Raw genomic sequence first — 26,465 nt, forward strand, 5'->3', positions numbered from 1 at the left:
TTAATGCAACGATTTGGGCAGGTGATCGGGCTGCGCGAGGAGCGGCGCGCCGAATATGTCGAACTGCACGCCGGGTCGGGTGTGCGCGATGTGCTGCATGATTTTCATATCCGCAACTTCAATATTTTCGTTCACCAAATGCCGGATGGCAAACTTTACGAGTTTGCCTATTTCGAATATGTCGGCAACGATTATGAGGCGGATATGCGCGCCATGGCGCTTCATCCGCGAACCAAGGCCTGGCGGGCGCTGTGCGACCCAATGCAGGTTCCTCTGCCCGGCGAAACGTCCTGGGCGCGGATGGAATGCGTGTTCTTGCAACCATAAGATCGGGCGAGTGATATTTGGCCCGACGCGGATTATACGAAGGGCAGTCAGGTGGCACCACCAAGGATCGATTCTCACCAACATTTCATCGATATCAGTCGTGGCGTCCACGATTGGATCAGAGACGATATGGCTGTGCTTCGGCGCGATTTGGGGCCGGACCAACTACGGCCGCTATTGGCCGCCAGTGGCGTCGATGGAACCGTGCTGGTTCAGGCCAGCCAAACCTGGGATGAAAACGCCTGTATGATCAATGAAGCCAAGCGGGCAGGCTTTGTGCGCGGTATCGTTGGTTGGCTGGATCTTGAGGCGCCTGATGCAGTGGAGCGCCTTGAGGAACTGGCGCGTGAACCGTTGATCAAGGGTGTCCGTCCGATCCTGCAGGGCATGTCTGACGATAATTGGGTGCACCGCGATAAGGTTGTTGCCGCCCTGTCCCACCTGCCACGATTAAATCTCTGCCTTGATGCGTTGATTCAACCCAGACATCTTGGTGTGATCGAGCGATTGGCGCGCCAACTGCCGGACCTGCCTATCGTTATCGATCATGGGGCAAATCCCGAAATTGCGGGGCGGTCCGAACCTGATCCCGCCTGGCGACGCGGATTGGCGGCGTGTGCGGGACACCAACAGGTCATGTGCAAGCTCTCCGGGTTGGCAACGCACGATGTCGAAGGCTGGCGACAGAGCGGATCGCTGGACGCCAGCGTCAATGATCTGCTGGACATCTTTGGGACTGATCGCCTGATGTGGGGCAGCGACTGGCCCGTGCTCAATCTGGCCGCCGATTACGCGGGCTGGGTCGAGCGTTCCACGGGGCTGGCCCAATCCCTGAGCACCGACGAGCGCGCGGCGCTATTTGGCGGAACGGCCACCAGTTTCTACAAATTATAAACTTCTTGCTGGTCTAAAGCGCCAGCTGCACCTTCATCGACCGCGAGCGGTCCGACGCAAGTTCGAAGGCTGCGACCGCATCCTCGATTGGCAAAGTGTCGCTAAGCAAGGGCATGACATCGACGCGACGCCGGTTGATCAAATCCACCGCCAAAGCGAACTCCTCATGGAAGCGGAAGGAGCCCCGGATATCAATCTCTTTGCCCACCAGAACGCTGAGCGGCAGGGGCACGTCCTCGCCCATGCCGAGTTGCACCAGAATGCTGCGGGGTCGCAGAACACTTAGCGCCGAGGTGAACGCTGCAGCGTTTCCGGATGCCTCGAACATCACATCAACGCTGCCCTTGCCACTGGCAAGCGCTGCCAGGCTCTCCGGCGCGTCCGCCACATTGATCGTTCTGTCGGCACCCACCTTTGGCGCAAAGGTGAGGGGGGCATCGAGCACATCGGTGATGATGATCTCGCTGGCGCCGTGGGCTCGGGCCGCAATGACGCATAGCGCCCCGATGGGGCCGCATCCCGTGATCAGCACCCGCTTGCCGAGCAGGGATCCGGCGCGCCTGATGGCGTGCAAGGTAACGGCGAACGGTTCGGCAAAAGCACCTTCGACCAGCGAGATACCCTCAGCCAGTTTGTGACACTGACGCGCCTCGGCCACCAGCTGTTGTTGAAACGCGCCATCGACGTGTGGATTACGCATGGCGCTGCCATAGTAGCGCATGTCGAGGCAGTGGTTTTGTTGGCCCGCAAGGCAGTATTCGCACTGATTGCAGGGGAGGGACGGGGAGACGGCGACCTTGTCCCCGACTGCAAGGTTTTTCACATCGGGGCCAATCGCGGTCACGGTGCCGGCTACCTCATGGCCAAGCACCATCGGATGCCTGACGCGCACAGCACCAAATCCGCCATGATTGTAGTAATGCAGATCCGAGCCACAGATTCCGCCTGCGCCGATGGTGATGCCAACCTGGCCGGTTCCGGGCTCGGCGGCGGACCGCTGTTCGACCCGGAGATCCTTTGCGGCGTGAATGATAACGGCCTTCATTGATTTCCCCTTGGCGCGTCGCGCAACCGCATTCGGTGGCGATACGGGCGATAGTTTTGCGAGCACGATGAAACCCTATCGCGCTATTGTCCAGCGTTACCCGTGATTGGCGCCAAAAGGATTGCACAACCTTTGGCTGCGGTCATAATCTGTGCTGACCCAAGGGAATTTTTGAACCGTCAGGAAGGCGCATGACCAAGCACCGAACCTATTCTGTCAGTGTCGCAAGCGTCTATCCCCTAAATGTTGCCAAAGCCGAGAAGAAGGGGCGCACGAAGGCAGAAGTCGATGAGATTTTCCATTGGTTGACCGGGCATGATCAGACCTCGCTTGAGGAGCAGTTAGAAACGAACGTTAGTTTTGAGGATTTTTTTGCCGGGGCACCGCGGATGAATCCCGCCCGATCATTGATAAAGGGTGTGGTTTGCGGGGTTCGCGTCGAAGATATCGAGGAACCGGTGATGCGCGAAATCCGCTATCTGGACAAGCTGATTGACGAGCTTGCCAAGGGCAAGGCAATGGACAAGATCCTGCGGGAATAACTTTTTGAGCCTTGCAGCGTCTTTGCGCGCTTGAAATGCGCGCTCAAGCGGCGTGCGCTATTCTGGTCTATAATCAAGGAAAGTGGTGCCCTCCGCCAGACTCGAACTGGCACGAGTTTCCCCGCCTGATTTTGAGTCAGGTGCGTCTACCATTCCGCCAGGAGGGCACAGGGCTTCTCTAGCGCAGGATTTTGCTGGCCGCAACAGGCAGAATGGCGAGATCGAAATTTTCGCGCGTCAGATTTAGTGTCGGCGGGGAAAATTGCGCAGGTCGCGGCCGCCCAGAAGCGGATCCTGAACGAAGGCGGGGGCGTCTGGATCAAAGCGCTCCCAGCCCGTGGTTTCGAACTGGGCGCGCTTTTCATTGAGATCCACCCGACCGGCCTGATCGAATATGGCTTCGGCGGTGTGGACGTCTTGATCGTTGGTGCGCACCGAAACCACGGTGCCGCCACGGCGAATGCCTTCGGCAAGGACGTGGGCATCGGGTTCGTGCACGCCTGACTGGGTGAGCGCGCCAACAATGCCGCCGGTGGCGCCACCAACGGCTGCGCCCGTTACTGCCCCGATTGCCGTGGCGACAAGCCAACCGCCAGCAATGACCGGCCCGATGCCGGGAATGGCCAATGCGCCAAGGCCAGCCAGAAAACCGCCAGCTCCACCAACCACCGCGCCAATGCCGACGCCCGCCTGGGCGTCGTCGGCGATTTCGTCATCGACGGGGGTGGGCTCTTCGGGAATATTGTCTTCAAGCGTTGCGATGACGAGGGAAATCTCGTCGCTCTTGAAATTGGCCGCTTCGAGCGCCCGCACGGCACTGGCGGCGTGGTCATAATCTTCAAAAAGCGCAGTTACGGTTCTCATTTGATCCTCCAATGACAGGGGTCAGGAGAACAACGATTTTGCGCGGTATGGTGTTCCCTTAAGCGCCGAGCGCCAGACGCACGAGATATACCGACAGCACGCCAATGGCCATGGCGGCAATCAGGCTGCGGGTGAGAATGAAGACAATGCCGGTGGCGATGGCGGCCAGCGCTTCGGCCAGATTGCCGGTGATGATGGCGGGGGCGACAAGCGAAGCCAGGACCGCGCCGGGAATGTTCTTGATCCAGGCGGCGGCAAAGCCCTGACGCGGCAATTTGTTGGCCAGCATCAGGCCGCTGGCCTTGATGGCAAACGACACCAGCGCCATCCCGGCAATGGCAATGAGGGCTTCAGGCGAGCTCAGCACGGCGGCCCCCGACAAAAGTTTCGATGGCGGCACCAGCAAGGCTGCCGGTGATGCCACCGATCAAAATGTACCAGCTGCCCGGCAGCAGTTTGGCGCAGATGATGGCTGTAACGGCAGCGACGAGCCAGGGAATCAGGTCGGCCTTGCCGCGCCACATGCCCAAAAGCAATGCAAGGAAAGTGGCGGTAAAGGCGAAATCGAGGCCGTAGCGGCTGGGATCATCAATGACGGCACCGAGCATTCGCCCAGTCAGGGTCGACACCATCCAGCAGCAATAGGCGAGAACGCCGCCGCCGAGCAGGAAGGCGCGGGAGCCGCCACCACGCGCCATTTCGGCCACGGTCATGGCCCAGTTTTCGTCGGTGACCAGGAACATGCGCCAGAAACCGCCGGTCATTTGATCGGGGGCGAACAATGGCCGCAGGGTCGCGGTCAACAACATATAGCGCAGATTGACGATCAGGGCGGCGATAATCAGTGCGCCGATAGGCAGGGCTGAGGGCGTTGCAGTCCAGAGTTCAAGAGCGACGAATTGGGCGGAACCCGCAAAAACCAGCCCGCTCATCAGGATTACTTCGAGCACAGTCAACCCGGCACCCTTGGCCAGAACACCCCAGACCAGACCATAAGCGGAAACAGAAATGGCAACGGGAATGCAGGCGCGGGCGCCCAGAAAAAACTGGTCCTTGGCGATCTGGCGGGTGTGGGGGGCCGGGGCGTTCATGGCGCGCACGCTATAGCGTTCGCGGTTGGTAGGAAATCGGCTTTGCGATGAATTTTGCTGATGGCAGGCATATGGGTTGGCGATGGCAAGGTCATGGTCGGTCGGGAAAACGGTTCTCCAGCCAATCCACGCAAAATTGCACGATTTCGCGGGCATCAACAAGGACGGTGTGCGCGAGGCCAATTGAGGCAGCGTTGCCGCGACCGGTGGCGAGGAAAGCGCTGACAATGTCGGCAAAATAATCGTCGGCCAGACCCGCGGCCACCGGGATCGAGGTGTCGTATTCCTCGACTGATCGCCAGATATTATGACCGTTGACCAGCATGGGCGTTTCGTAGCGCCGCAGGCGTTTATTGGGGATTTGTGCCAGATGTTCGGCATGATGCAGCAGGGTCATGGTATCGAGGGGCGCGCCGATCAGCATGGTTTTGCCACCCGATTGCACCAGTTTGCCGAAAGGGGATTGCGGACCATAGCCATAGTTGAGGGCATGATCGGCAGTGAACCAGTTGGCTTTGCCGCCGAGCGCGGCGCAGGAGGCTCCGGGGCTGGCGCTGCGACGGGCACCGGGGGTGGTGCGCAAAAATTCAGGGAATGCGCCATTGTCGCGGGTTGACCGGGACGATTGCGGATCGAATGGCGGCACAGCGTGGCGAAGGTCCGGCGATGCGTTGGCATCGTCCTCGCCCTGCCAATCGCAATAGCCCAACAAGGTGCCGCTGGGGCCGATGACATCAATGATGGCGGCAATCAAGGCGTCGGGACCGCCTACAATTGGCCCGACCTTGCGCAGTGCTGCGTGGGCCAGTACGGCGTCGCCTTCCTCAAGGCCCAGATCGGCAAACTGGGCGGCGAGGTTGGCGCGGGTCAGCATGGCTTAGCCGCGGGCGTAGGCGATTTTGGCGGGAGCATTGTCCGTACCGGGCTGGCGGGCATCGTAGTTGGCTCGGGCCTCAACAATGGTGGCATGGTGTTCGGCCGACCAATCCCAAAGGCCACTGATCGGCACCTGCAGGGTTTTGCCCAGCTCGGTCAGTCCATATTCAACCCGGGGCGGCACTTCAGGATAAATGGTGCGGGTGACCAGACCGTCACGCTCCAGATTGCGCAGGGTCAATGTCAGCATGCGTTGGGAAACGCCATTGATGGTGCGCTTGAGTTCGTTAAAACGCAGGGTGCCGCTGCGCCCAAGGATGCCCACGACCAGAACACTCCACTTGTCGCCAATACGATTGAGCACGTCAGACATGGCGGCGCAGTTGGATGATTGGCTTGTGTCGGTCAGCGACATGGTCATTTCTCACTTTATGTGGTGTGGTTACTATTGTAGACACAGTTACTAGTTGTGCCTAGCCCCATGTTGCAGCAAACTATGGGATGGTGCTATGCGCTGAGGCGCCGGGTGATTGCCACCGGCGCGGGGCCATGCGTCGCGTTTGTGAACCTGGCGGGTCTTCGTGATGGACCGCCTATGCTGGAAATATCATGTTAGCCCGCTTTTTTGCCTACTATCTGCCTTACAAACGGCTGTTCCTGCTCGATTTTGGCTGTGCCGTGCTGGCGGGGGTGCTCGAACTCGGCTTTCCTCTGGCGGTCAAGCTCTTCATCGACACTTTGTTGCCGGGGCAGAACTGGGGCCTGATCGCGGCGGTGGCAGCGCTGCTGTTGGGGATATATGCTCTTAATACCGGGTTGATGGCGGTGGTCAATTATTGGGGCCATGCGCTGGGTATTTCGATTGAAACCGACATGCGGCGTGAGGCATTCGATCATATCCAGAAACTTAGTTTCCGGTATTTCGACAACAACAAAACCGGGCATCTGATCACCCATGTGACCAAGGATCTCGAAGAGGTTGGTGAGGTAGCGCACCATGGGCCCGAGGATCTGTTCATCGCCATCATGACCTTTGTTGGCGCGTTCATCCTGATGTTTACCGTGCAGTGGAAGATGGCGCTGATCGTTACGGCAATCGTGCCATTCATGACCTGGCTGGTGAGCCGGTATGGCGCCAAGATGACCGAGAACTGGCGGCGGTTGTTTCGTCAGGTCGGCGAGTTCAACACCCGAGTCGGGGAAAGCGTTGGCGGCATTCGCGTGGTCAAGGCGTTCGCCAATGAGGACCATGAGCGAGCGCTTTTTGCGGTCAATAACGAAGGGTATCGCGCCACCAAACTCAATGCCTATGCCTATATGACGGCCAGCATCACACTATCCTATTTCAGCACCCGATTCGTGCAGCTGGTGGTGATGGTGGCGGGGACATTTTTCGTGATTGGCGGCGAATTGAGCTATGGCGGATTTGTCGGCTTTCTGCTGCTGGTCAATGTGTTTTTCCGGCCCATCGACAAGATTACCTCGGTGCTGGAAAGCTATCCCAAGGGGATTGCCGGGTTCAAACGCTTTACCAGTCTCATCGATACCGCACCCGACATTGCCGATCGGGCCGATGCGGTGGCGGTTGGCGCGCTTGTCGGCGATATTGAATATCGCGATGTCAGTTTTGGTTATGGCGAGGTTGGCAAGGTATTCGAGGAGTTGAACCTTTCGATCAAGGCGGGTGAAACGGTTGCATTTGTCGGCCCGTCGGGAGCCGGGAAGACGACGATCTGTTCGTTGTTGCCGCGATTTTACGAGGTTGATGGCGGGCAGATCTTGATTGACGGGCGCGATATTCGCGACATGACACAGGCCAGTTTGCGGGCGCAGATCGGCATTGTGGCGCAGGATGTTTTTTTGTTCGGCGGCACCATTCGCGAAAATATCGCTTATGGGCGGTTGGATGCGACTGATGATGAAATCGTCGAGGCATTGCGCCGTGCCTCGCTGGACCGGTTTGTGCTGGGGTTGCCGGAGGGGCTGGATACGCTAACGGGCGAGCGCGGGGTCAAACTTTCGGGCGGGCAGAAGCAGCGGCTGGCGATTGCCCGGATTTTTCTCAAGAATCCACCGATTCTCATTCTGGACGAGGCGACATCGGCACTGGATACGGCCACCGAATTTGCGATCCAGCAATCGTTGGCGGCCTTGTCACAAGGTCGCACCACGCTGGTTGTAGCCCATCGCCTGGCCACAATTCGCAATGCTGACCGCATTGTTGTGGTGGGGGAAAACGGTCTGGTTGAGCAGGGCACGCACACCCAATTGCTTGCAGCCAAAGGGGCTTACGCGCAATTACATCAGGCCCAGTTCGGGGCAGTTGCCTAACCGCAATGGAGCGCATTGCGTTGCCGGTTCAAAACCCTGTCAGGTGCGGCGCGGTGCATTGAGATCGGGGCGTGGCGCTGTTAAGAGAGGCGCGCGCCATTTCCCCGATCCGGAGCCGTTTCTTCGTGCGATTTGCTCAACGACTGGTTTTTATTGTCCTTGCCGTGATCGGCCTTGGAGCCGGGGTGGCGCGTGCCACACCGATGTTGCTGGTCGATATGGATACACTCGAGGTGCTTTATGCACAGGACGCGGGCGCCCCATGGCATCCGGCCTCGCTGACCAAGCTGATGACGGCCTATGTGACCTTTGAAGCGATTGCGGCGGGCAGGATCAGTCTTGATACCCCGGTGACGCTTTCGCGCAAGGCGGTCAATCAGGCGCCGAGCAAGTCGGGCCTGCCGGTCGATACGGCCATGACCATGAAGGATGCGCTTTATATCATGCTGGTCAAATCGGCCAATGATGTTGCCATGGCGATTGCCGAGACGGTTGGCGGTTCGGAAGCCGGATTTGCAGCGATGATGAACGAGACGGCAGCGCGCATGGGGTTGAGCGCTACCCATTACGTCAATCCCAACGGGCTAGACGACAATCAACAGGTGACCTCGGCGCGTGATCTGGCAATCCTGTCGCTCTATATCTGGCAGAATTTTCCACAATACGGGCCGATCTTCGGGACTGACTATGTGCAGTTGGGCAAGGCCAAGCTTGAATCAAACAATGAGTTATTGACCAGTTTTGCCGGTACTACCGGCATGAAAACCGGGTTCATCTGTGCCTCGGGGCTCAACATGGTCGCGACGGTCAAGCGCGGGGAGCGGCGTTATATGGCCGTTGTTCTGGGCGCATCGTCAGCGCGCGAGCGCAATGAGCGGGCAGCCGAACTGATGCTCAAGGGGTTTTCAGGGACGCTCAAGGGGCGGGGGCAATCGGTTCTGAATTTGGCCAATAATGTCGGGGTGGCGCCGGTCAATATGCGGCCGCTAATCTGCGGCAAGGACGCCAAGGTTTATGTAAAGGCGCAGGAAAGCGAGTTTCCCTACGGTCTTAAGGGTCAGCCGACCAATCTGACCGACACGTTGTCACCCGTTGTTTATCAGGCGAGCACCATGGGGCGAATCCGAACCGGCGTGATGCTGCCGCGACCCCGGCCACTGCATTTGCCTGAGATGGGGGTTCAGGCCGATCTGGCACCGGATTTACGCCCGGCACTGGTGGCCAATCCGGCAAACCAGAATATTCCGCATCCACGGCCGCGCCCGGCGTTTTTGAATTAGGCTTTTACGACGACAAAGCGCATGGCGTCGGGCTGTTGCTCGATTGACAGGCCATGCCCGTTCTGGCGGCAGAACAGGGGAATATCAATCTTTGCCATCGGGTCGGTGGCAAGGATGGTCAGGGTCTGGCCGGACGCCAACTGGGTCAGGCGTTTTTCCATTTTCAGGACCGGCAGCGGGCATTTGAGCCCGCGCGCGTCGATCAGGAAAAGATCACTGATCAAGGACCAATACCCAGTAAACGCCATAGCCGGAGGTGCCATTGTAGGCCGTGGCAATACCAGCCTTGGTGGCGTTGGCTGGGGTCAGGCCCGCAGCATCAGCGGGATTGTTACGCCAGCCGGAAAAGGTTTCAGCAAAGGTTGAATAGCCAGCGCTCAACTTCATGCCGACAAGCCCCGATGGGGTTTTTGGCGGGGTACCGGTTGAGGCATATTGATTGACCAGCGCCTGGGCGGTACCATCCAGACCAATATCGTTTGACAGGGGACCGACACCTTGGGTCGTGCGATAGGCATTAACGATGGCCACGGCCTGCGTGCGATCCAGCACTGCATTGGGCTGATCCATGCGGGCGCTCAGGCCGGGATGCAAAGGTGTCATCGCCCCGCCGCTGCTGCAGGCAGCAACGGTCAACCCGGTTGCCACGACAATGGCTGCGGCGGCAAGGCGGGAAAGCGAGCGTGCGGTCTGGTTGTGGGCCGTCATGATTTTCCTCAAGAGGTGAATGTCTAGCCGCTCTCATTGCCGCAGTTCACGTCAATTCCAAGGCGCACTGCGGGCTTTGGTATCACAAAGCCCTTAAGGAAGCGGCAATGGGGGTGTTTGTCGCCCCCCAGCAGGCTTTACGGGTTTATCACTGGCAGTTTGGGCGCGGCGCGCTGGCTGATCAGTTGGGGGCCATTAACCCGGATGACGATATTTTCTTCGTGCACCATGCCGCGTCCGGGGCCGGTCGAGAGGCTGGGTTCAAGTGTCAGTACCATGCCCGGGGCTAGCACCGTCCGGTCGGCTGCCCTCAGGGAGGGCCATTCGGTCAGCTGCATGCCCAGGCCATGTCCGAACCGGCCCGCGTTGCCGATTTGGTATCCGGCGTCGGCAATCACCCGTCCCATGGCGTTGAACAGATCGGCGCAGGTTGCGCCGGGATGCGCCGCCGCCAGCCCTGCTTCGGTTGCGGCAAAAAGTGTGTCATAGGCCCTGCGCGTGGCGTCATCTGCAAAGCCAATGGCGAAGTTGCGGTCAAAATCGGAAAAATAGCCGTCTCGGGTCGCGCCGGTATCCATCATCAGCAGATCGCCAGCCGCGAGTGGCGCGTCACGGGGCGGGGCGATAATGTTGTCATAGCCGCCCGGTGCTGCCGCGCCGATCAGATAGGGCACTTCGTCGGCGCCGCGACCGATGAGATCGGTGCGAAAGGCGGCAAAGACATCGCACAATCGGTCGCCAGCGTGAACGTTGGCGGGAACGGCGGCAAAGCCATTCGAGACGATGCGGCATATATCGGCGAGCTTGGCGATTTCGGCCTCCGACTTGACCATGCGCAGGGTCCGGATGATGTCGGTCGCGTCAACGAATGTGGCGTCACAAAGGTGCGCGCGCAGTCGCTGATAATCATTGAGCGGCATTCTCAGAACCGTTTCTGGTCCCATTGGCAGACCAATGTTGCCGTGGCTGGCACCAATGTCAGTCAGGGTCTCGATCAGCAGGGAAACGCCATCGTCTTCTGGGCGAGGGCTAGGCCAATGCCTGATGTCGTCCAGCCAGGTTGTTGCCATCAGCGGCACCCCGATTTCGGGGATTACGGCAATGGGTTTTCCAGTTGGCGGAACGATGAGGAACCAGGGTCGGGTCGGACTTTGCCAGAACGGGGTGAGAAAGCCGGTGAAGTAGCGCACCTCCGGCTCGGTGCAAACAAGCAGCGCGCCTAGTCCGCGCTCAGCCATCAATTGTTGGGCATGCCTGGTTCTTGCTGCAAACTCGGCCTTTGAAAAGCCGCGCGCGATACTCATCGAGCCAACGCCGTCCGGACCAGTGCGAAGCGAATTTTCACGCCTAACCCTCCGGGCCTTCAGTTACGAAAATGAGCACGCGGCTTTGGTCATTGAGGCCGAACGTGTCGCGGTCGGCGCCGAGGTGGGTGAAACCGGCGAACCCGGCAGCGCCCGAAGGCGTGGTCGGTATGCCGAGGCGGCCAAGATCGCCAACGGTTTCAAGACTTTGCTGATCGGATATGGTCTGGAATATGTCGGCGTTGCGCGCCAGTTCGGCGAGCGCTAGATGTGATGGTGATTTGCAATCGAGCCGACCCATGATGGATTCCGGGCCCGGCACATCGGTGGGTTGACCCGCCCTGACGCTTTCCAACAGTGTTGCGGCAGCGTCGGGTTCGACCACGATGATTGTTGGTTCTTCGCCCCAGCACATGCGGAAATGTGCGGTCATTGCCGCTGCGAAGCCGCCTACGCCGGCCTGCAGAAAAATGTGGGTGGGCGGTGCGTCGATCTGGTCGGCAACTTCGGCTCCGACAACGAGATAGCCTTCCATGACACGCATCGGCAGTTCGACATAGCCGGGCCAGGAGGAGTCCGAGAGCAGCGTCCAGCCGTTGCGCTCGCAATCGAGTTTTGCCGCTTCCATGCTGGCTTCGTAGAACGCGCCGACGCGGCGGACCTCTGCGCCCAGATCGCGAAGCCGTCCGGCGAACGGCTCGGGCACGGAATCTGCTATATAGACAATGGCGCGGGCACCAAAAATCCGCGCGCCCGAGGCGACCGACAGTCCATGGTTTCCCGCGCTGGCGCAGGCGAATACCATGTCGGACAGAATTGTCTGCCGCTGCGAATGCCGGGCCAGTGCCTCGGGCCCGCCGGCGCGTTCCATGGCAAAACGGGCAATGACGTATGCTGCCCCCAGCGCCTTGAAACTCCCCAGGCCCATGCGGGCGCTTTCATCTTTGACAAAGACTTTGGCAACGTTGTTCGTGCGAGCGAGTTCGGGCATGTCGCGCAGCGTCGTGGTGTTCGCGGCAGGGCAATGGGCCAACAAGCGATAGGGCTCGGCAGGGTCCGACAGAATCCTGCCACCCGCCAATCCCACCATATCGGTCAATCCAGTTCCGCGATGTGGATTACGAAAAACCGCCATAAGGCACCTTGCTGCTACTTGGTCTTGTGTCTGCAAAGTCTAACAGGCTGCAACGCCGCTCGCTTGCACCACGAAGGCGAATTCAATATAAATGTTGCGAATTTCGGGGAGGTGGCGAGAGGTTTTTGCGTGGTGATTGACTTGGACCGGACCGACCGACATCTTCTGGACCTGCTGCAGCAGGATGCGCGCCAATCGCTTGAAAACCTTGCGGCACAGGTCAACCTGTCTACGGCAGCCGTGCAGCGGCGGATCAAACGATTGCGCGACAGCAAAGTCATCACTGGCGAGGTGGTGCGGGTCGATGAGGCGGCAGTCGGCATGGCGATGACCTTCATCGTCTCGGTGGAACTGGACCGAGAACGCGCCAGCGAGATTGACGCCTTCCGGCGCAAAGCCAGCAAAGAACCCCAGGTACAGCAGGCATACTATACAACTGGCGAAGCCGATTTCGTCCTGATCGTGCTGGCGCACGACATGGATGATTATGAATTGCTGACGCAACGGCTGTTTTTTGATGATCCCAACATAAGGCGCTTTCGGACCTCGGTGGTCATGGGCAAGTCCTATCGATCATTGACGGTCCCAACCACCCACAGCGCTGCCAATTTGGCCGACTGACCCGCCCGCATCGGCGAAAGATCCAACGCCTGAGCGGGCAGGGCACGACAAGCAAAATGACCCACGCGAAAGTGTCGGTCATCTGAAGCGCCATATCGAGCTGCTATTTGCCCAAGACAGGACAGGGGCGTCGAGCAAAGAATGACCGGCGGCGTCGCAGCAGGCAGTCAAGTTCGTAAACAGAGGAGGAAAGATCATGAGCAATCGCCAAGGCACACCTATTTGGTATGAACTAATGACAGACCAACCCGATACGGCGCGGGCATTTTATGGCGCTGTTCTGGATTGGACGGTCGAGAAAATGCCGGGCGGGTCGGCGGCTGAGTACTGGATTGCCTCGAGCGGCAGCAAAACAGTTGCGGGCCTCTTGAAAACGCCAGAGCATGCCGAGAACATGCCCAACATGTGGTTCGTCTATTTCGGTGTGGATGATGTCGATGCGTCGGCTAAACAGGTCAAGTCACTGGGCGGCAGAGTGGACATTGAACCAACCGACATTCCCGGGGTCGGCCGGTTTGCCTTTTGTAGCGACCCGCAGGGGGCCCATTTCTATTTGATGCGCGGCGACAGCGACGACGACAGTACCGCTTTTTCGACCATGCAGCCCGGCCACTTCAGCTGGAATGAACTGGTCACCTCAGACCAGAAGGCAGCGCTTGAATTTTATGTCAGCCTGTTCGGTTGGGAGCAGGGCGGCGCGATGCCGATGGGGGATCTGGGCGACTACACCTTCATCAACCAGCACGGGGCAATGATCGGTGCGGTCATGAATGCGCCGGAAAAAGGCACCAAACCCTACTGGAATTTTGCCCTGCAGGTTGCCGATATCGACGTGGCCAAATCGGCCGTCGAAGCGGGCGGTGGCACGGTACGGAGCGGCCCGAACGAGTTGCCGGACAATAGCGGCTGGCTGTTTCAGGCCGACGATCCGCAGGGTGCGAAAATGATGTTTTCCGGTCCACGCAAATCATGACTTGTACTTCAAATTACCCTCCCACGCTCAACAATGAGGAAACGCAATGCCAAGCAATCACAGGGTTAGAACCTGCCTATGGTTTGACAAGGACGGCGAAGCTGCGGCAAATGCCTATGTCGCGCTGATCCCGAATAGCGAGATTGAAGATGTGGTCCGGGCTCAACCCGGGGGCGATGCCATTGTTGTCAACTTTACGCTCGGTGGCGCGCCATTTCAGATTCTCAATGGCGGGCCGCACTACAAGGCAACTCCGGCGGCCTCGATTTCGGTTTTGACAGAAGATCAAGCCGAAACAGATCGGCTCTGGGACGCTCTGATCGCCGACGGTGGTGAGGCGGGGCGCTGTGCCTGGCTAGAGGACCGCTTCGGCATCTCGTGGCAAATCGTGCCGAAGGCACTGGCCGAAATGTTGGGCGCCAAAGACCGGGCGGCTGCCGGACGGGCGCAGGCCGCGATGATGGAGATGAACAAGATTGAAATCGCGACGCTGGAAGCGGCCTTTGCAGCAAGCTGAAGGCGGATGATTGGCGTGGTTGCATGCCCCTGAACCGTCGACGCCTATTATTTTTTGAGTGAACGACCGGCCTGATGCAAAGCTCGAGCAGTGAGCTGGGTGAAGGACGAAGGTGACACATTGGGCAACACGACTTACTCGATCTCCCGTTTCGACACATTCGCCCCATCGTTAAGGCCAGAGGCGGGATAAAGAATAACCTGCTGGTCCTCGGACAACGTGTCACTCAACACCTCGGCCTCAATCCCGTTGTTGTGGCCAATGCTGACGGGCGTGAGCCGGGCGGAGCCCTCTGAAACCACGAAGGTTGACCAGCCGTCGCCTGACCGAAAGAGCGCTGCGGATGGCACAATCAATGCGTCATTCTTTTCCCAGACGACAATCCGGGTTTCGATGCGAAAGCCGTGGCCGAGACCATCGTAGTCGCTTGACGGTTCGGTGAAGCGCAAAACTGCGTTAACCCGCTGCTCCTCGACCCCGAGCGCCGAGAATTTGGTTACGCCGAAAGGGTCTATGCGAACAACTTCGCCGGAAAGCGTCGTATCGCCACCCCAGTCGTCAACGATAACGCGGTCGCCTACCTTGACCTGCACCGCATCGGTGGACAGCAGATCGACGACGATTTCAAGATCGTTAGAGGTGTTGCCAATCTCCATTATGGGCGCACCTGCGGGCAGGGTGGTTTCGCTCTGTTGAATCACCCGCAGGATGAGTCCGTCCGCTGGGGCATAAAGCGGGATGTCAGTGCTGCCACTGGCATCGACAGAGGCACTTAGTCCAGTCTCGCTAAATCCGATGAGCTGGGCCTGGGCGTTCGCTACGTCAGCTTCCCTTTGGGAAATTTCGGCTTCGGCGGTCTCGACGTCTGCCATGGCGACGCGAAAGCTCTGTTGCGCACGTTCCAGCGTTGTCTCGCTGGCAGCGTTACGGTCGACAAGTTGCTGGGTGCGCGAAAGCGAACTTTCGGCGTAGTCGCGATTGGCAATCGCGGCGTTGAGACCGGCGCGCGCTACGCGCAGTGCCGCCTGTGCAACTGTCACTGCGGCGCGGGCTTGTTCGCGGGTTCGGATATCCATCGCAACAGGGTTGATCGGCAACATGTGCGCAACGATCGTTTCATTCTTGACCACGGAATCGCCGGGTTGGACCTCTACCCGTTGCAAACGACCAGCTACGGGGGTCGAAACGATATAGGCGTCCTTGACGCGCGTGCGTCCATCCTGGTCGATTGTGACCATCATCTCGCCGCGTTTCACCACCCCCATGTCCACCATGGTCGGGCGCGGCCAAAACACTGCGGTCAGGCCGCCGCCAACCACCACAGCGGCTCCGATCATAAGCCAATGTCGTGAATGTTTCTTGTTTGCCATTGCCTGTTAGTCCCTTGTCTTCAGGGCGGAAATTAAATCTGCCCGGTCGATGTCGCGCTTCACCAGCCATCCCGATGCGACCGCTGCACCAATTACCACAACGGCAGCGGTGCCATAACTGGAGGGATGGAAAACCGCCGGAATCTGGTAGAGATCAGTTGAAAATCCTGCAGCAACGCCGAATGAGATGTAATATCCCAACATTGATCCCAGCGGGATTGCGATCAGAGTGACAATGCCCAATTCGCCTAGCAGGACAAAAGCGGCCTCGCCTTTGGTGAAACCGATAACCCGCAGACTGGCGAGGTCGCGCTCTCGCTCTGCATAGGCGATTCGCGCGGCATTATAGACGATGCCGAAGGTAATAATGAACGCGACGGCGCCCATCACATAACGGATTGCACCTGCGCCCTGGTTCATGACAGTCCGAAAGGCGTTCCGCGCGTCGGCCTTGAGGCTGACCCCTGCGACAGAGGGCATGTCCTGTAATGTCTGGTAGATGGCCTCGGATTGGTTGGAATCTATGGAGAGATAGGCGCCCGACACCCGGTTTGGTTCTCGTAACGCCCGATTGAGCGCCGTGAGGTTCATATAGGCAGGCGACCCGAGAAGGCTTGTGGCAATGCCGGCAACGGGCAGCTTTAAAACGGGCTGACGACCTTGACGCACTTCAACCGTCAAAGTGTCGCCCGCCCTGACGTGCAATATATCGGCCAGCGCCGACGCGAGCGTCACGCCTTCTTTCGGCAGTGGAATCGGTGCAAGTCCTTGGTCAATGGCGCGGTTGAGGCGCGGTGCCTGGGTCAATCCGTTGATCGCGCCGCGATAGCTGTAGAGCCCGCTGTGCAGCACCGCAGGCACTATCCGCACCGGCTCGACCAGCAAAACACCGGGCAATCGCTTGAGCTCGTAGATGGTCGTGTCCGGAGCGGCATGGGTAAAGCTAACCGTCACGTCACTGCGATCAACAACATTGAAAGTCAGGTCGATGGTTCGGTTGAACCCCTCGAACAGGGTCAGCATGGCGACACTCAACGCCATACCCGCCGCAATGCCGATGACCGATCCGGCCATTCGCCCTGGTTGCCGGGTGATGCGGCGCAGCACCATTCGACTCGGCTGGTCGAGAATACGATTAAGCGATCTGCCGATACGCCCGGTTCTGGAGAAATCTGGCGGCGCGGGCGGGCGCATCGCGCTGGCAGGAGTAAGTGTAAACACCTGTCTAAGCACAAACAAGCCGCCAGCCGAAGCGGATAGAATACTAACACCAACACCAATCACGAAGGAGGACGGTTCGAGTTGGAATACGAGGAATGGAAATTTGAAATAGGCAGTGTAAACCTGGATCATCGCGCGGCCACCGGCGATGCCCATGAGACAGCCAAGCAGGGCTCCCCCAATTGCGATGGCTAGAACCAGCTTGAAGTAATGGGCTCCAACCTCGGCGTTGGTGTAACCGAAAGCCTTCATCAGGCCGATCTGGCTGCGTTCCGATTGCACCATTCGGCTGATGACAATGTATAGTAAAAAGGCCGCGACAGCGAGGAATATTGGCGGAACGCCTGTGGCTGCGGCGCGCAGCCCGTTGGTTTCCTCTGATACGAAGCGGTTCGAGGTCTGTTCCGATAGCGGGTAGGCCCCTGTCCCGCCATAGGAATCCAGCAACCGGTCGACCGCGTCCAGGACCGCAGGCTCCGAGGCTCCATGCGCCAGCGACAGCAGCGCTTCATTGAAGGCCCCCTGCATGTCGTAGGCGGCAGCTAGCGCGGAATTACTCATCCAGATCACGCCAAATCGGGCGTCATCGGGCAGCAATTCGCCGGGTGCGGTCGTGTAGAGAAATTCCGGCGACTGGGCGAGGCCGACAATGTGGAACTTTCGGCGCGCACCGTTCATGGTAGCCGTTAGACTGTCCCCCGGCCGCAGACTGTTGGCATCGGCGAACGCCTGGAGCAACAGGATCTCGTCGCTCTTGTCGTTGTCGATCATGCGACCGTCGGTCAGGTAGACTGCGTTGAGCCGGGGATCACGCCGGTCAGGCAGGGAAACGGCCTGCGCCTGCACCGGCAGGGCGCTGTCCGGGAGATCTATCAACGCACCGCCCTGCACCCGGCCTTCGACCGATGCGACTCCGGCGATACCAGCCAATCGCCCAAGCAGACTATCCGGCGCACGGCTGACGGAGGCAAAAACATCGGCCAAACGGTAGCGTTCATAATAGGCGCGTTTGGTTTCATCGAGCGACGTTACCAGGCCGGTCATCATCACCAGCATCATCACCCCAACGGCGATCACCATACCGATGGCAGCAGCCTGCCCTTTCATGCGCCAGAGGTCGCGCAGAAGTTTGTGATCGAGCGGCGTCACCACTCGATCTCCTCGGGGGTGAGTTTGTGCTCGTTCTTGACGACCTGGCGAATGTTGCCGTCGGCAAAATGGATCACCCGATCGGCCATCTGGGCTTGGCTGGCGGCATGGGTCACGATCAGCACCGTTGCGCCAAGTGTCTGGTTGACGTCTCGCAACACGTTCAGCACCGACTTCCCGGTTTTGCTGTCGAGCGCACCGGTTGGTTCATCGCAGAAAAGCACAGTAGGATTTTTTGCCACCGCACGGGCGATGGCGACCCGCTGCTGCTCGCCGCCCGACATTTGAGCCGGAAAATGGTCGACCCGTTCTTTCAATCCAACCATCGCCAGTGCTTCATCCGGGTCCATCGGATCGTCAGCAATTTCCGTCACCAGTTCGACATTCTCGTGCGCGGTCAGACTTGGCATCAGATTATAGAATTGGAAGACAAAACCAACATACTGTCTTCGGTATTTCGTCAATTCCCGGTCTGACATGTCCGTCAAATTCTGTTCTTGAAATGCCGCCACCCCATCTGTTGACCTGTCCAGCCCGCCGATGATGTTTAGAAGTGTTGACTTGCCGCTGCCCGAAGGGCCAAGCAGCACAACGATCTCGCCCTTGGGTATTTCCAGATCGACGCCACGCAGGGCATGGACGGCAGAGCGACCAGTTCCGTAAACTTTGGTCAAACCCTTTGTGGTGAATGCCATCTCGGCCATGGTTTCGCGCCTCGTTTGCCTAATACCGCGCAGCATGAGGCGGAATTCGGTCAGATTGGAGTGTGGACGCTAAACCTTTGGGTAGGTCCAGGACCAGCCGCTCACCTAGAAAATAACATCATTCAAATCGCCGGTTCCAGCCAGCATAGTGTCGCAATACTGGAAGCAAGACATAAACCTGTATTTTCGCGCCAACTGAGCCTTCGTTCGGCATTCCAATTGCAGTGGCGAGGCAACATCGGGTACCAGACTCTGGCGCTCTCCATTAGGTGCAATCGAGTCCTTTGCCCGCTAAAATTTTCGAGATCGCAAGTTAAATCATAGTTGGCTACGGCCTGCATTCGCACCGAGTTGGATTCGGCACACGGGTTCAACGTACGCTCGGAGCGTCGGAGAAGCCAGCCATGGAGGCAGTATGTTCTTTCGCACGCGCAAAAAAGGGTGTCTCGTCCGCAAACGGGCTGGCGACATCCCAATGTCCACTGGTCCGAAGGACTGCTCTACCTTGCGCAGGTAGTTGACTAGGCGATCAGCGCCAGGACGACCACGAGCCGAAACCCGACGCTCCATGCGGCCACATAGCTGTCTGTTCCGCCTGACGATCGCGTCGTTCAAGGCGCTCGTGGAAACCGAAATTGGTCTTGTGATCTGTAGTTTGTCTACTGCTCGTTAATGGCGAAGACAGTCTCGATTTCTACGCTCATCTGGCCCGGTAGGGAGGCCATGCCCACCGCGGACCGAGCGTGCTTGCCGATTGCTTCGCCAAATACGCTAACCATCAGGTCCGAGTAACCATTGAACACGCGCGGATGATCGGCAAAGTCGAGCGGTGCATTGACCATGCCGACCAGTTTGACGACCTGGCGCACGATGGCCATCTTTTCAAGATTGGCTTCACGACAGGGCCATTCGAGGATCGAATCAGGGCTGCTAACGATGACCCGACATTCCTCTTTGCGCCCGTTCATCCGCTTCGTACCTATGATGCAATCGACTTGAACATATCGATGTTTGAGACGTTGCTGCACCGCTTTTTCGGTGAGGCAAGATTGGACATCGAAATCACGGACAGGTTCAAGAAGCCATTCAGGCCAAAAGAATGGTTCTTGTTGCCCTTGGAGGTTATTGAGCAGGCCATCCCCATGATGCTGAATGGTAGAATCCTTAAGCACCGGTATGACCCGAAGGCTGCGGCTATCATTCGGGTCGAATGACGAAACCCGACGAAAAGGGCATCCTTGGCCGGTCATTGAGGAGGAGAATGGTGCCGACGGAGGATCGAACTCCCGACCTCCAATTACAAATTGAAGCGGCAAATCGTTTCGGGCGGGTAGGCTGAGGTCCTGCGACCGCGTCGAGGCCAGGTTGCGCTGGAAATGGTGATCCCGGCGGGATTCGAACCCACGACCCCGAGATTAGGAATCTCGTGCTCTATCCTGCTGAGCTACGGGACCAGCCGGGCGCAACTTAGACAAAGAGGGGCGAGGAATAAAGCGATTTTAGCCCGAGTAGGCAGCTTTCCAATCGGGGTAAAAGGCCATGTCGTGTGTGCGGCGCCATTTGCGGCTGTCTTCGCCGAACGGGGCGACTTCCCAGGTCCAGCGATGGGGTGCGGGCGGCATGGGGCGATCTGCGAGTAGATCAAAGGTCTGGCGCGATTGCCCACTCCTGTCAGTTATGACGCAGCTGAGGTCAGTTGCCAGCGACACCGGGCAATCAAGCCCCAAAAGTGCCTCAAGATGGGCATCGATGATGCCGCGCTGGTCGGGCAGGGACACAGCGGCGGCCAATTGGGAAACAAGGTTGAGCGAAACGACCCAATCCAGCCCGTTGATGGCGTGGAGAAAATCGAGTGCGGCGGGATTTTTTGCCGGGCACAGATCGCGCCAAATTGGCTCAACATTGGCGAAATTGCGCATATGGCGTCGGGCCGGGGCGAGATGGGCGATATCAACGAGCAGCACCCGGGAAAATTTTTGAGCCAGAGCGTCCAGCGGGACGTCGAACAACGGCCCGGAGCCGAGGATCACAACAGTATTTTGGCCGGACTGGGCGTCGCAGCTCTGGCGCAACAGCAGGTTGGTGCGCGCTATATGGCGCGCCCAGGCGACCTGTTGACGACGACCACGCGCCCAAAGGCCAATCGCGGGGCCGAGGTGCTGGCGAAAGGGTTTTGGGGTGGCAATCATGCTGGTGGCATAGGCGGTGATTTCGGCCAGCATGGAAGCGATCCGTCAGGCAGGGCGTTCATGGCGATATTGCCCTGATTCGCGCACCGATGGGATTGCCCGCCTCATTTTGCCGGTGCGATGGCAACCGATTTGGGCAGCGTGCGGCCAAATGTGGCGCATGAGGGACACACTGGGAGCAGTATCGGGGGATCGGGACAACAAAAAAAATTGTGTGCGACCGAAGTAATCATTTTTTGCCTTATTAAGATGCATGGTGAACCAATTCTTGTCCGAGGCCTGATTTGCTCAAATCGACAATTGCCAGTATCGCAGCGGTCGCCGCCTTTTCTGCGAGTCTTGTGGACGCGCAAGCGTGCGCGCAGTTGCGTCCGGGTCCCGTCGGCACAGTGGTGCAGGTGACCGATGGCGACACGATCGTGCTCGACAGTGGTCTTGTTGTGCGCATGATTGGCACGCAGGCGCCCAAACTGCCGCTGGGCCGCGAAGGTTTTGAGGTTTGGCCCAAGGCTGAAGAATCGAAAGTGGCGCTGGAAAAGCTGGCCTTGCATCAGCAGGTTCGGCTCGAATATGGCGGCGCGCAGGTTGACCGCTATGACCGTGCGTTGGCCCATGTTTACATCAAGACCGAAACAGGTGACGTCTGGGCGCAAGAGGCAATGGTGGAGCAGGGATTGGCGCGGGTCTATTCATTTGCTGACAATCGCCGATGTCTTGATCAACTTTATGCCGCAGAGGGCGCGCGCGCGCGGCAAGGCTTGGCATTTGGAGCGACCCATATTACAGCGTTCGACTGGCCGAGCATCCAGACAAGATTCTGGAGCGCGTTGGCCATTATGAACTGGTCGAAGGCCGGGTGTTGCTGGCCGACGAAGCGAGCGGGCGGATCTATCTCAACTTCGGGCGGCGGTGGAAGGAAGATTTCACCGCGGTCATCGAAGCGCCGGCGCTGAAATTGTTTGCGGGCGTTGATCTTGATCCACTGCGGTTCGAGGGCTCGCTGGTGCGTATCAGGGGATGGGTGGACGAGCGGGACGGTCCGCGCATCGAAGTTACCCATCCCGAGCAGATCGAGGTCCTGGCCACGCCATGAAGATAATTGTCGGCTTGTCGTTTGCATTGCGCAATAGTGTGCTGCTCGCCGCCATGGTGACGTTGGCGGCCTGCACCTCCCTCACCGGTTCTGACGTCGCGGTCAGCTCGATTGGCGACAATCGCGCGCCCACCGTTGTACCTGCCGGGACCGAGCCTGATGATGAGGTCATTGGGCGGCGTGAGCATCCGCGCACCATTGCGGCTTATGGCGGGGTCTATTCGGATCGTCCTGCCGAGATCATGATTGCCCGGATTGTGGGTCGGCTGCTTTCGGCGGCTGATCAGCCTAACACCAAGTTCACCATCACCATTCTGGACAGTGCCGAGGTCAACGCATTTGCATTGCCGGGGGGCTATATTTATGTGACGCGCGGTATTTTGGCGCTGGCGTCTGACACCAGCGAGTTGGCAGCAGTTCTGGCCCACGAAATCGCCCATGTGACATTGCGCCATGCGCGGGCGCGCACCGAGCGCAATCGTACGACCGGGTTGGTCGACCGGGTGCTGAGTTCGGTTTTCGGGCAAGATAGCCAGACCGAGGCTGCCAATCGTGCAAAGTCGATGGCGGCCTTCAGCCAGAATCAGGAGCTTGAGGCGGATCGCGAAGGGATCAAGATTGCCGGAAAAGCTGGCTATGATCCGCATGCTGCCGCGCGCTTCCTTGGGGTCATGGGGCGGTTTGCAAAATTTTCGGCAGGTGAGTCATCTGGCGGCGACTTCCTGTCTTCACACCCCTCAACACCAGACCGGATCGCCAAGGCGGTGCAGACAGCGAGCAATCTGTTTGGTGCTGCCGGGGCAGGGGATACTGATCGCTCCGGCTATATGGCCTCGATTGATGGTCTGACGTTTGGCGATAGCCCGGAGCAAGGCTCGATCATTGGCCGGCGTTTCATTCAGTCTTCGAGCAAGTTCACTTTCAGCGTGCCGAGCGGCTATACGCTACAAAATTCGCAAAGTGCTGTTGTTGGCGTTGCTGGCGATGGCGAGGCAGTGCGGTTCGACAGCGCAGAAGTGGCGTCCGATGTGCCGCTGGTCGACTATCTCAATTCGGGCTGGATTGCCGGGCTGAAGCCCGAAAGTGTCAAGGCGCAAAGCTATAATGGCATCGAGATGGCATCTGGCGTTGCCCGCACCGATCAGTGGTATTTCCGGGTGTCGGTGGCTCGGCTGGATGGGGACGTCTATCGGTTCATTTTTGCGGCCAAGGCGGATACGTCAAGGTTTGCAACGGGCGCCGAAGCAACGCTAAAGAGTTTCCGTCGCACCACGGCAGCCGATCTTGGTTCGATCCACAAGGTTGGCATCAGGGTGGTTACTGCCAAATCAGGCGATACGGCCAATAGTCTGGCCGGCCGAATGTCCGGGCTGAGCCGGGGGCCCGAGCTGTTCTATATCATCAATAATCTGTTCCCGGGCGACCCGGTGGAGACGGGCAAACAGTACAAGACCGTGACGCTGCAATAGTCTGGCGTCGGGGGTCGGGAGGCGCGGACTGATGACGCGATCCGAACGTTTGTTGCAATTGTTGCAGGCGCTGCGCCGATATCGGCATCCGGTCAGCGGGCGGGTGTTGGCAAGCGATATTGGTGTGTCCATCCGCACGCTTTATCGCGATATTGCCAGCCTTCAGGCGCAGGGTGCCCAGATTGAGGGCGAAGCTGGCGTGGGATATGTCTTGCGTCCCGGTTTCATGTTGCCACCGTTGATGTTTTCAGCCGACGAGATCGAAGCGCTGGTTTTGGGATCGCGCTGGGTAGCGCGGCGGGCTGACGACCAGTTGGGTGCCGCTGCCAAGGATGCGTTGGCCAAGATCGCCGCCGTCATTCCCACCGAGCTTCGGGACGAGCTGGAAAGGTCGACCCTGTTGGTCGGCACGGCTGCACCGCTGGAACAGGTCAACATCGATATTGCCCAATTGCGCGAGGCCATCCGGGCTGAGCGCAAGGTGCACATAACCTATGCGGACGTGAGCGGGGCTGGGACGGACCGCACCGTCTGGCCGTTTGGGTTAGGGTTTTTCGACCGGGTGCAAATTGTGCTGGCGTGGTGTGAGTTGCGTCAGGCATTTCGCCATTTTCGGCTGGACCGTATCAGTGACATGCAAGTAAGCGGCAGTCGCTATCAGCCGCGACGTCAGGTGTTGTTGAAGCGCTGGCGCGCCAGCGAAAAATTACCGATGTAGCGCAATCCATGCTGCCAATTTCTGGCAGTACGATGGGTTAGCGTGGAGCTCCAAACAAAGGAGATCGCCATGTCGGTTTTTACGATTTTATATGTCAACGATCCTGCGGCCAGCGCCGAATTTTATGCGCCGCTTCTCGGCGTGCAGCCGGTTGAGCAATCGGCTGGCTTTGCCATGTTTGTGTTACCCGACGGGGCAAGGATCGGGTTTTGGGCGCGCGAAGCGGTACTGCCGAAAGGGGCCGGGGTCGGGACGGGAGGCGGCAGTGAAATCTGCATTGCCAAACCGGACATGGACGCAGTTGGCGCTTGTTTTGAACAGTGGTCGGGGTTGGGCGTTAAAATGATCCAGGAGCCGATTATGCTCGATTTCGGGCTGAATTTTGTGGCGGAGGACAGCGACGGCCATCGGCTTAGGGTCTATCATGGCGCCAACTGAACCTGGCAAAAAAACAAGGCCGGGATTACTCCCGGCCTTGTTCATTCAAATTCGAGTCGCCAATCAGGCGGCAGCTTCCTCGGTGTCGGAGTCAGAGGCATCCGATTTGGTGCGTCGTGGCGACTTTGCGAGGTTCTTTTCGATGAGCTGCACGGATTCAGTCAGTGTCAGACGATTGACGACGCTGATTTCGCGGCTCATGCGATCCATGGCCTGCTCAAACAGCTGGCGTTCCGAATAGGATTGTTCCGGCTGATCGTCAGAGCGATAGAGGTCGCGAACAACTTCGGAGATAAAGATAAGGTCGCCGGAATTGATCTTGGCCTCATATTCCTGGGCGCGACGCGACCACATGGTACGCTTGACGCGCGCACGACCGGTAACGGTGTGCAAGGCCTGGGTAACAAGGTCATCCTCAGCGAGCTTGCGCATGCCAACAGACTTGATTTTGGCGACTGGAACGCGCAGCGTCAGCTTGTCCTGTTCGAAATTGATGACGAACAATTCTAGGGTAAGTCCAGCAATTTCCTGCTCTTCGATCGAGACAATCATGCCGACGCCGTGCGCCGGATAGACAACATACTCGCCCGTTTTGAAACCGAGCCGTTGCTGTGTCTTCTTGACTACCATTTGGAACTCCTTGTTGACGCCCCGGTGGATGGTTCCTTGCGGGAAGGACATCCACTTCACACTCTATTGCCCTGAGCGGGCTACACGCAGTCAAACTCACAGAAGTCCGGTTCCGCATTGGCCGGGCTACTGCGCATCGATGTTGATGATCCTGTCAAAAAAAGAGTGCCACTGGGGCACGTGTCGAAAGACGGGCTTATGCTGCATGTAAAGACAACATAGCACAAAAATTCAGCAAAATCAAAGGCGCGAATCAACTAGCAATCGGTTGCGAATTGAACCGATAAAACCGCCACATGCACAAAAATAGTGCTGGAAATGCTTGTAGGCCTGCAAATCGGGGGTGTTCGTCCGCGACACTGAGGTCGGCCCTGTGGAAAACGCTCAGTCGCCTTCGCCCGCTTCGGGGGAGAAGTATTTTTCGAACTTGTCGGGCTTGCCGTCAAACTCCTCAGCGTCGGCAGGCGGATCGCGGCGCTCGGAAAGGTTGGGCCAGACATTGGCGTATTTGGTGTTGATCTCCAGCCATTTGTCGAGGCCACCTTCGGTGTCGGGAACGATGGCTTCGGCAGGGCATTCCGGCTCACAGACGCCACAATCGATGCATTCGTCAGGATGGATGACAAGCATGTTTTCGCCTTCGTAGAAACAATCCACGGGGCACACTTCAACGCAATCGGTGTATTTGCATTTGATGCAATTGTCGGTGACGAGATAGGTCATCTGGCGGGCAATTCCTGCGGGCAATTCTGGCGGATAGGCTGGCCTCGCGTCAAAACGGGGGCCAACCCAGACGGTGCTAAACTCTTTTCAATGCAGCCGCAAGTGCGACAAAGAGCAGGTTTTGGCGCGGCGGTGGCTCTGGCTAGAAGCAAGTTGCGTGCTGGCGACAAGCGTTGCAATTCTTGATTCAAACTGGTGATTTTTCGCCGTCTTTTGCGCTCGTATACTGATCAGTCGTCGTTGTAGGTGTCGT

30 protein-coding genes, 2 tRNA genes and 1 pseudogene are annotated in these 26,465 nt (G+C 58.5%); 14 read left to right on the forward strand and 19 right to left on the reverse strand.

Annotated features, from left to right (window positions below; translation table 11 throughout):
- The first annotated feature begins 3 nt into the window (after positions 1-3).
- Both PSQ90_RS09955 and PSQ90_RS09960 read left to right on the forward strand, forming a co-directional pair.
- Positions 4-327, forward strand: coding sequence for an L-rhamnose mutarotase (locus tag PSQ90_RS09955; RefSeq protein ID WP_282210173.1), 324 nt, complete (start codon positions 4-6; stop codon positions 325-327).
- A gap of 51 nt (positions 328-378) precedes the next feature.
- A complete protein-coding gene (locus PSQ90_RS09960) occupies positions 379-1,221 on the forward strand; it encodes an amidohydrolase family protein (protein WP_282210174.1) in 843 nt (280 codons plus the stop codon).
- A 13-nt stretch (positions 1,222-1,234) separates the two neighbouring features.
- Here the strand turns inward: PSQ90_RS09960 and PSQ90_RS09965 are convergent, their stop codons facing one another.
- The gene (locus tag PSQ90_RS09965) at positions 1,235-2,266 is read right to left on the reverse strand and encodes an L-idonate 5-dehydrogenase (RefSeq protein WP_282210175.1); all 1,032 of its coding nucleotides are present in this window, start codon (positions 2,264-2,266) and stop codon (positions 1,235-1,237) included.
- Between the two features lie 191 nt (positions 2,267-2,457).
- Here PSQ90_RS09965 and PSQ90_RS09970 point away from each other — a divergent pair, with 191 nt between their 5' ends.
- Positions 2,458-2,808 (forward strand): DUF2200 domain-containing protein, encoded by a 351-nt coding sequence (locus tag PSQ90_RS09970; protein WP_282210176.1) that lies wholly within the window; start codon positions 2,458-2,460, stop codon positions 2,806-2,808.
- Between the two features lie 83 nt (positions 2,809-2,891).
- Here PSQ90_RS09970 and PSQ90_RS09975 read toward each other — a convergent pair.
- The 6 genes from PSQ90_RS09975 to PSQ90_RS10000 all read right to left on the reverse strand — a co-directional run bounded on the left by PSQ90_RS09975 (position 2,892) and on the right by PSQ90_RS10000 (position 6,054).
- Positions 2,892-2,975 (reverse strand) — tRNA-Leu (locus PSQ90_RS09975).
- A gap of 76 nt (positions 2,976-3,051) precedes the next feature.
- Entirely contained in the window at positions 3,052-3,672 is a 621-nt protein-coding gene (locus tag PSQ90_RS09980; protein ID WP_282210177.1) for a hypothetical protein, read from the reverse strand.
- 58 nt (positions 3,673-3,730) lie between these two features.
- A complete protein-coding gene (locus PSQ90_RS09985; RefSeq protein ID WP_282210178.1) occupies positions 3,731-4,039 on the reverse strand; it encodes an AzlD family protein in 309 nt (102 codons plus the stop codon).
- Complete coding sequence (locus PSQ90_RS09990; RefSeq protein ID WP_282210179.1) at positions 4,023-4,763, reverse strand: AzlC family ABC transporter permease; 741 nt, start codon at positions 4,761-4,763, stop codon at positions 4,023-4,025. Before PSQ90_RS09990 ends, PSQ90_RS09985 begins: the two co-directional genes overlap by 17 nt.
- Before the next feature lie 91 nt (positions 4,764-4,854).
- The gene (gene aac(3) / locus PSQ90_RS09995) at positions 4,855-5,637 is read right to left on the reverse strand and encodes an aminoglycoside 3-N-acetyltransferase (RefSeq protein WP_282210180.1); all 783 of its coding nucleotides are present in this window, start codon (positions 5,635-5,637) and stop codon (positions 4,855-4,857) included.
- A gap of 3 nt (positions 5,638-5,640) precedes the next feature.
- Entirely contained in the window at positions 5,641-6,054 is a 414-nt protein-coding gene (locus PSQ90_RS10000; protein ID WP_282210181.1) for a winged helix-turn-helix transcriptional regulator, read from the reverse strand.
- A 194-nt stretch (positions 6,055-6,248) separates the two neighbouring features.
- Here PSQ90_RS10000 and PSQ90_RS10005 point away from each other — a divergent pair, with 194 nt between their 5' ends.
- Positions 6,249-7,970 (forward strand): ABC transporter ATP-binding protein, encoded by a 1,722-nt coding sequence (locus tag PSQ90_RS10005; RefSeq protein ID WP_282210182.1) that lies wholly within the window; start codon positions 6,249-6,251, stop codon positions 7,968-7,970.
- Between the two features lie 71 nt (positions 7,971-8,041).
- Positions 8,042-9,250: a D-alanyl-D-alanine carboxypeptidase family protein gene (locus PSQ90_RS10010; RefSeq protein WP_282210183.1), complete on the forward strand. Its 1,209-nt coding sequence runs from the start codon at positions 8,042-8,044 to the stop codon at positions 9,248-9,250.
- On the opposite strand, the gene PSQ90_RS10015 is transcribed toward PSQ90_RS10010, so the two are convergent.
- From PSQ90_RS10015 to PSQ90_RS10030, 4 genes are all read right to left on the reverse strand, one after another.
- Positions 9,247-9,474 carry a sulfurtransferase TusA family protein gene (locus PSQ90_RS10015; RefSeq protein ID WP_328517497.1) on the reverse strand — a complete coding sequence of 76 codons (228 nt, stop codon included), beginning with the start codon at positions 9,472-9,474 and terminating at the stop codon, positions 9,247-9,249. The two genes, PSQ90_RS10010 and PSQ90_RS10015, sit on opposite strands and share 4 nt — an antisense overlap.
- A complete protein-coding gene (locus PSQ90_RS10020) occupies positions 9,464-9,958 on the reverse strand; it encodes a CAP domain-containing protein (RefSeq protein WP_282210184.1) in 495 nt (164 codons plus the stop codon). Before PSQ90_RS10020 ends, PSQ90_RS10015 begins: the two co-directional genes overlap by 11 nt.
- A gap of 137 nt (positions 9,959-10,095) precedes the next feature.
- On the reverse strand, positions 10,096-11,262 hold the full coding sequence (locus tag PSQ90_RS10025; protein WP_282210185.1) for a M24 family metallopeptidase: 1,167 nt from the start codon (positions 11,260-11,262) through the stop codon (positions 10,096-10,098).
- Between the two features lie 43 nt (positions 11,263-11,305).
- Complete coding sequence (locus PSQ90_RS10030; RefSeq protein WP_282213027.1) at positions 11,306-12,352, reverse strand: diaminopropionate ammonia-lyase; 1,047 nt, start codon at positions 12,350-12,352, stop codon at positions 11,306-11,308.
- A gap of 174 nt (positions 12,353-12,526) precedes the next feature.
- Between PSQ90_RS10030 and PSQ90_RS10035 the strand changes: the two genes are divergently transcribed.
- The 3 genes from PSQ90_RS10035 (at position 12,527) to PSQ90_RS10045 (ending at position 14,508) form a co-directional block, all read left to right on the forward strand.
- On the forward strand, positions 12,527-13,018 hold the full coding sequence (locus PSQ90_RS10035; protein WP_282210186.1) for an Lrp/AsnC family transcriptional regulator: 492 nt from the start codon (positions 12,527-12,529) through the stop codon (positions 13,016-13,018).
- Positions 13,019-13,214: 196 nt separating this feature from the next.
- Positions 13,215-13,991: a VOC family protein gene (locus tag PSQ90_RS10040; protein WP_282210187.1), complete on the forward strand. Its 777-nt coding sequence runs from the start codon at positions 13,215-13,217 to the stop codon at positions 13,989-13,991.
- Positions 13,992-14,037: 46 nt separating this feature from the next.
- Entirely contained in the window at positions 14,038-14,508 is a 471-nt protein-coding gene (locus tag PSQ90_RS10045; protein ID WP_282210188.1) for a VOC family protein, read from the forward strand.
- Positions 14,509-14,642: 134 nt separating this feature from the next.
- Here the strand turns inward: PSQ90_RS10045 and PSQ90_RS10050 are convergent, their stop codons facing one another.
- The 4 genes and pseudogenes from PSQ90_RS10050 to PSQ90_RS10065 all read right to left on the reverse strand — a co-directional run.
- Entirely contained in the window at positions 14,643-15,845 is a 1,203-nt protein-coding gene (locus PSQ90_RS10050) for an efflux RND transporter periplasmic adaptor subunit (RefSeq protein WP_282210189.1), read from the reverse strand.
- Positions 15,846-15,884: 39 nt separating this feature from the next.
- Positions 15,885-18,248, reverse strand: coding sequence for an ABC transporter permease (locus tag PSQ90_RS10055; protein ID WP_282210190.1), 2,364 nt, complete (start codon positions 18,246-18,248; stop codon positions 15,885-15,887).
- Positions 18,245-18,952, reverse strand: a complete 708-nt coding sequence (locus tag PSQ90_RS10060; RefSeq protein ID WP_282210191.1) for an ABC transporter ATP-binding protein — start codon at positions 18,950-18,952, stop codon at positions 18,245-18,247. The genes PSQ90_RS10055 and PSQ90_RS10060 overlap by 4 nt, the downstream gene beginning before the upstream one ends.
- Before the next feature lie 659 nt (positions 18,953-19,611).
- A pseudogene (locus PSQ90_RS10065) lies at positions 19,612-19,839 on the reverse strand (RidA family protein); the annotation flags it as partial.
- Between PSQ90_RS10065 and PSQ90_RS17150 the strand changes: the two are divergent.
- Positions 19,762-20,166 (forward strand): GIY-YIG nuclease family protein, encoded by a 405-nt coding sequence (locus PSQ90_RS17150; RefSeq protein ID WP_407648109.1) that lies wholly within the window; start codon positions 19,762-19,764, stop codon positions 20,164-20,166. The pseudogene PSQ90_RS10065 and the gene PSQ90_RS17150 sit on opposite strands and share 78 nt — an antisense overlap.
- A gap of 163 nt (positions 20,167-20,329) precedes the next feature.
- Here PSQ90_RS17150 and PSQ90_RS10070 read toward each other — a convergent pair.
- Positions 20,330-20,406, reverse strand: a tRNA-Arg gene (locus PSQ90_RS10070).
- 45 nt (positions 20,407-20,451) lie between these two features.
- Positions 20,452-21,174: a hypothetical protein gene (locus tag PSQ90_RS10075; protein ID WP_282210192.1), complete on the reverse strand. Its 723-nt coding sequence runs from the start codon at positions 21,172-21,174 to the stop codon at positions 20,452-20,454.
- 251 nt (positions 21,175-21,425) lie between these two features.
- Between PSQ90_RS10075 and PSQ90_RS10080 the strand changes: the two genes are divergently transcribed.
- From PSQ90_RS10080 to PSQ90_RS10100, 5 genes are all read left to right on the forward strand, one after another.
- The gene (locus tag PSQ90_RS10080) at positions 21,426-22,094 is read left to right on the forward strand and encodes a thermonuclease family protein (protein ID WP_282210193.1); all 669 of its coding nucleotides are present in this window, start codon (positions 21,426-21,428) and stop codon (positions 22,092-22,094) included.
- A gap of 2 nt (positions 22,095-22,096) precedes the next feature.
- On the forward strand, positions 22,097-22,234 hold the full coding sequence (locus PSQ90_RS10085) for an OB-fold nucleic acid binding domain-containing protein (RefSeq protein WP_282210194.1): 138 nt from the start codon (positions 22,097-22,099) through the stop codon (positions 22,232-22,234).
- Positions 22,231-23,703 carry a M48 family metalloprotease gene (locus PSQ90_RS10090; RefSeq protein WP_282210195.1) on the forward strand — a complete coding sequence of 491 codons (1,473 nt, stop codon included), beginning with the start codon at positions 22,231-22,233 and terminating at the stop codon, positions 23,701-23,703. Before PSQ90_RS10085 ends, PSQ90_RS10090 begins: the two co-directional genes overlap by 4 nt.
- A 31-nt stretch (positions 23,704-23,734) precedes the next feature.
- The gene (locus PSQ90_RS10095) at positions 23,735-24,421 is read left to right on the forward strand and encodes a helix-turn-helix transcriptional regulator (RefSeq protein ID WP_282210196.1); all 687 of its coding nucleotides are present in this window, start codon (positions 23,735-23,737) and stop codon (positions 24,419-24,421) included.
- 69 nt (positions 24,422-24,490) lie between these two features.
- A complete protein-coding gene (locus PSQ90_RS10100; RefSeq protein WP_282210197.1) occupies positions 24,491-24,859 on the forward strand; it encodes a VOC family protein in 369 nt (122 codons plus the stop codon).
- A gap of 63 nt (positions 24,860-24,922) precedes the next feature.
- Here the strand turns inward: PSQ90_RS10100 and PSQ90_RS10105 are convergent, their stop codons facing one another.
- Positions 24,923-25,489, reverse strand: coding sequence for a CarD family transcriptional regulator (locus tag PSQ90_RS10105; protein WP_282210198.1), 567 nt, complete (start codon positions 25,487-25,489; stop codon positions 24,923-24,925).
- Positions 25,490-25,873: 384 nt separating this feature from the next.
- Positions 25,874-26,212: a ferredoxin FdxA gene (gene fdxA, locus PSQ90_RS10110; RefSeq protein WP_282210199.1), complete on the reverse strand. Its 339-nt coding sequence runs from the start codon at positions 26,210-26,212 to the stop codon at positions 25,874-25,876.
- Positions 26,213-26,465: the final 253 nt, after the last annotated feature.

The sequence above is a fragment of the Devosia rhodophyticola genome, assembly GCF_028816475.1.
GTDB classification, from domain to species: domain Bacteria; phylum Pseudomonadota; class Alphaproteobacteria; order Rhizobiales; family Devosiaceae; genus Devosia; species Devosia rhodophyticola.

Coding starts and splice junctions, on each gene's coding strand:
- PSQ90_RS09955 (WP_282210173.1), top strand. CDS start 4: ATGCAACGATTTGGGCAGGTGATCGGGCTGCGCGAGGAGCGGCGCGCC.
- PSQ90_RS09965 (WP_282210175.1), bottom strand. CDS start 2,266: ATGAAGGCCGTTATCATTCACGCCGCAAAGGATCTCCGGGTCGAACAG.
- PSQ90_RS09970 (WP_282210176.1), top strand. CDS start 2,458: ATGACCAAGCACCGAACCTATTCTGTCAGTGTCGCAAGCGTCTATCCC.
- PSQ90_RS09980 (WP_282210177.1), bottom strand. CDS start 3,672: ATGAGAACCGTAACTGCGCTTTTTGAAGATTATGACCACGCCGCCAGT.
- PSQ90_RS09990 (WP_282210179.1), bottom strand. CDS start 4,763: ATGAACGCCCCGGCCCCCCACACCCGCCAGATCGCCAAGGACCAGTTT.
- PSQ90_RS10000 (WP_282210181.1), bottom strand. CDS start 6,054: ATGTCGCTGACCGACACAAGCCAATCATCCAACTGCGCCGCCATGTCT.
- PSQ90_RS10005 (WP_282210182.1), top strand. CDS start 6,249: ATGTTAGCCCGCTTTTTTGCCTACTATCTGCCTTACAAACGGCTGTTC.
- PSQ90_RS10020 (WP_282210184.1), bottom strand. CDS start 9,958: ATGACGGCCCACAACCAGACCGCACGCTCGCTTTCCCGCCTTGCCGCC.
- PSQ90_RS10025 (WP_282210185.1), bottom strand. CDS start 11,262: ATGAGTATCGCGCGCGGCTTTTCAAAGGCCGAGTTTGCAGCAAGAACC.
- PSQ90_RS10030 (WP_282213027.1), bottom strand. CDS start 12,352: ATGGTGGGATTGGCGGGTGGCAGGATTCTGTCGGACCCTGCCGAGCCC.
- PSQ90_RS10040 (WP_282210187.1), top strand. CDS start 13,215: ATGAGCAATCGCCAAGGCACACCTATTTGGTATGAACTAATGACAGAC.
- PSQ90_RS10045 (WP_282210188.1), top strand. CDS start 14,038: ATGCCAAGCAATCACAGGGTTAGAACCTGCCTATGGTTTGACAAGGAC.
- PSQ90_RS10050 (WP_282210189.1), bottom strand. CDS start 15,845: ATGATCGGAGCCGCTGTGGTGGTTGGCGGCGGCCTGACCGCAGTGTTT.
- PSQ90_RS10060 (WP_282210191.1), bottom strand. CDS start 18,952: ATGGCCGAGATGGCATTCACCACAAAGGGTTTGACCAAAGTTTACGGA.
- PSQ90_RS17150 (WP_407648109.1), top strand. CDS start 19,762: ATGATCGGCAAAGTCGAGCGGTGCATTGACCATGCCGACCAGTTTGAC.
- PSQ90_RS10075 (WP_282210192.1), bottom strand. CDS start 21,174: ATGCTGGCCGAAATCACCGCCTATGCCACCAGCATGATTGCCACCCCA.
- PSQ90_RS10090 (WP_282210195.1), top strand. CDS start 22,231: ATGAAGATAATTGTCGGCTTGTCGTTTGCATTGCGCAATAGTGTGCTG.
- PSQ90_RS10095 (WP_282210196.1), top strand. CDS start 23,735: ATGACGCGATCCGAACGTTTGTTGCAATTGTTGCAGGCGCTGCGCCGA.
- PSQ90_RS10100 (WP_282210197.1), top strand. CDS start 24,491: ATGTCGGTTTTTACGATTTTATATGTCAACGATCCTGCGGCCAGCGCC.
- PSQ90_RS10105 (WP_282210198.1), bottom strand. CDS start 25,489: ATGGTAGTCAAGAAGACACAGCAACGGCTCGGTTTCAAAACGGGCGAG.
- fdxA (WP_282210199.1), bottom strand. CDS start 26,212: ATGACCTATCTCGTCACCGACAATTGCATCAAATGCAAATACACCGAT.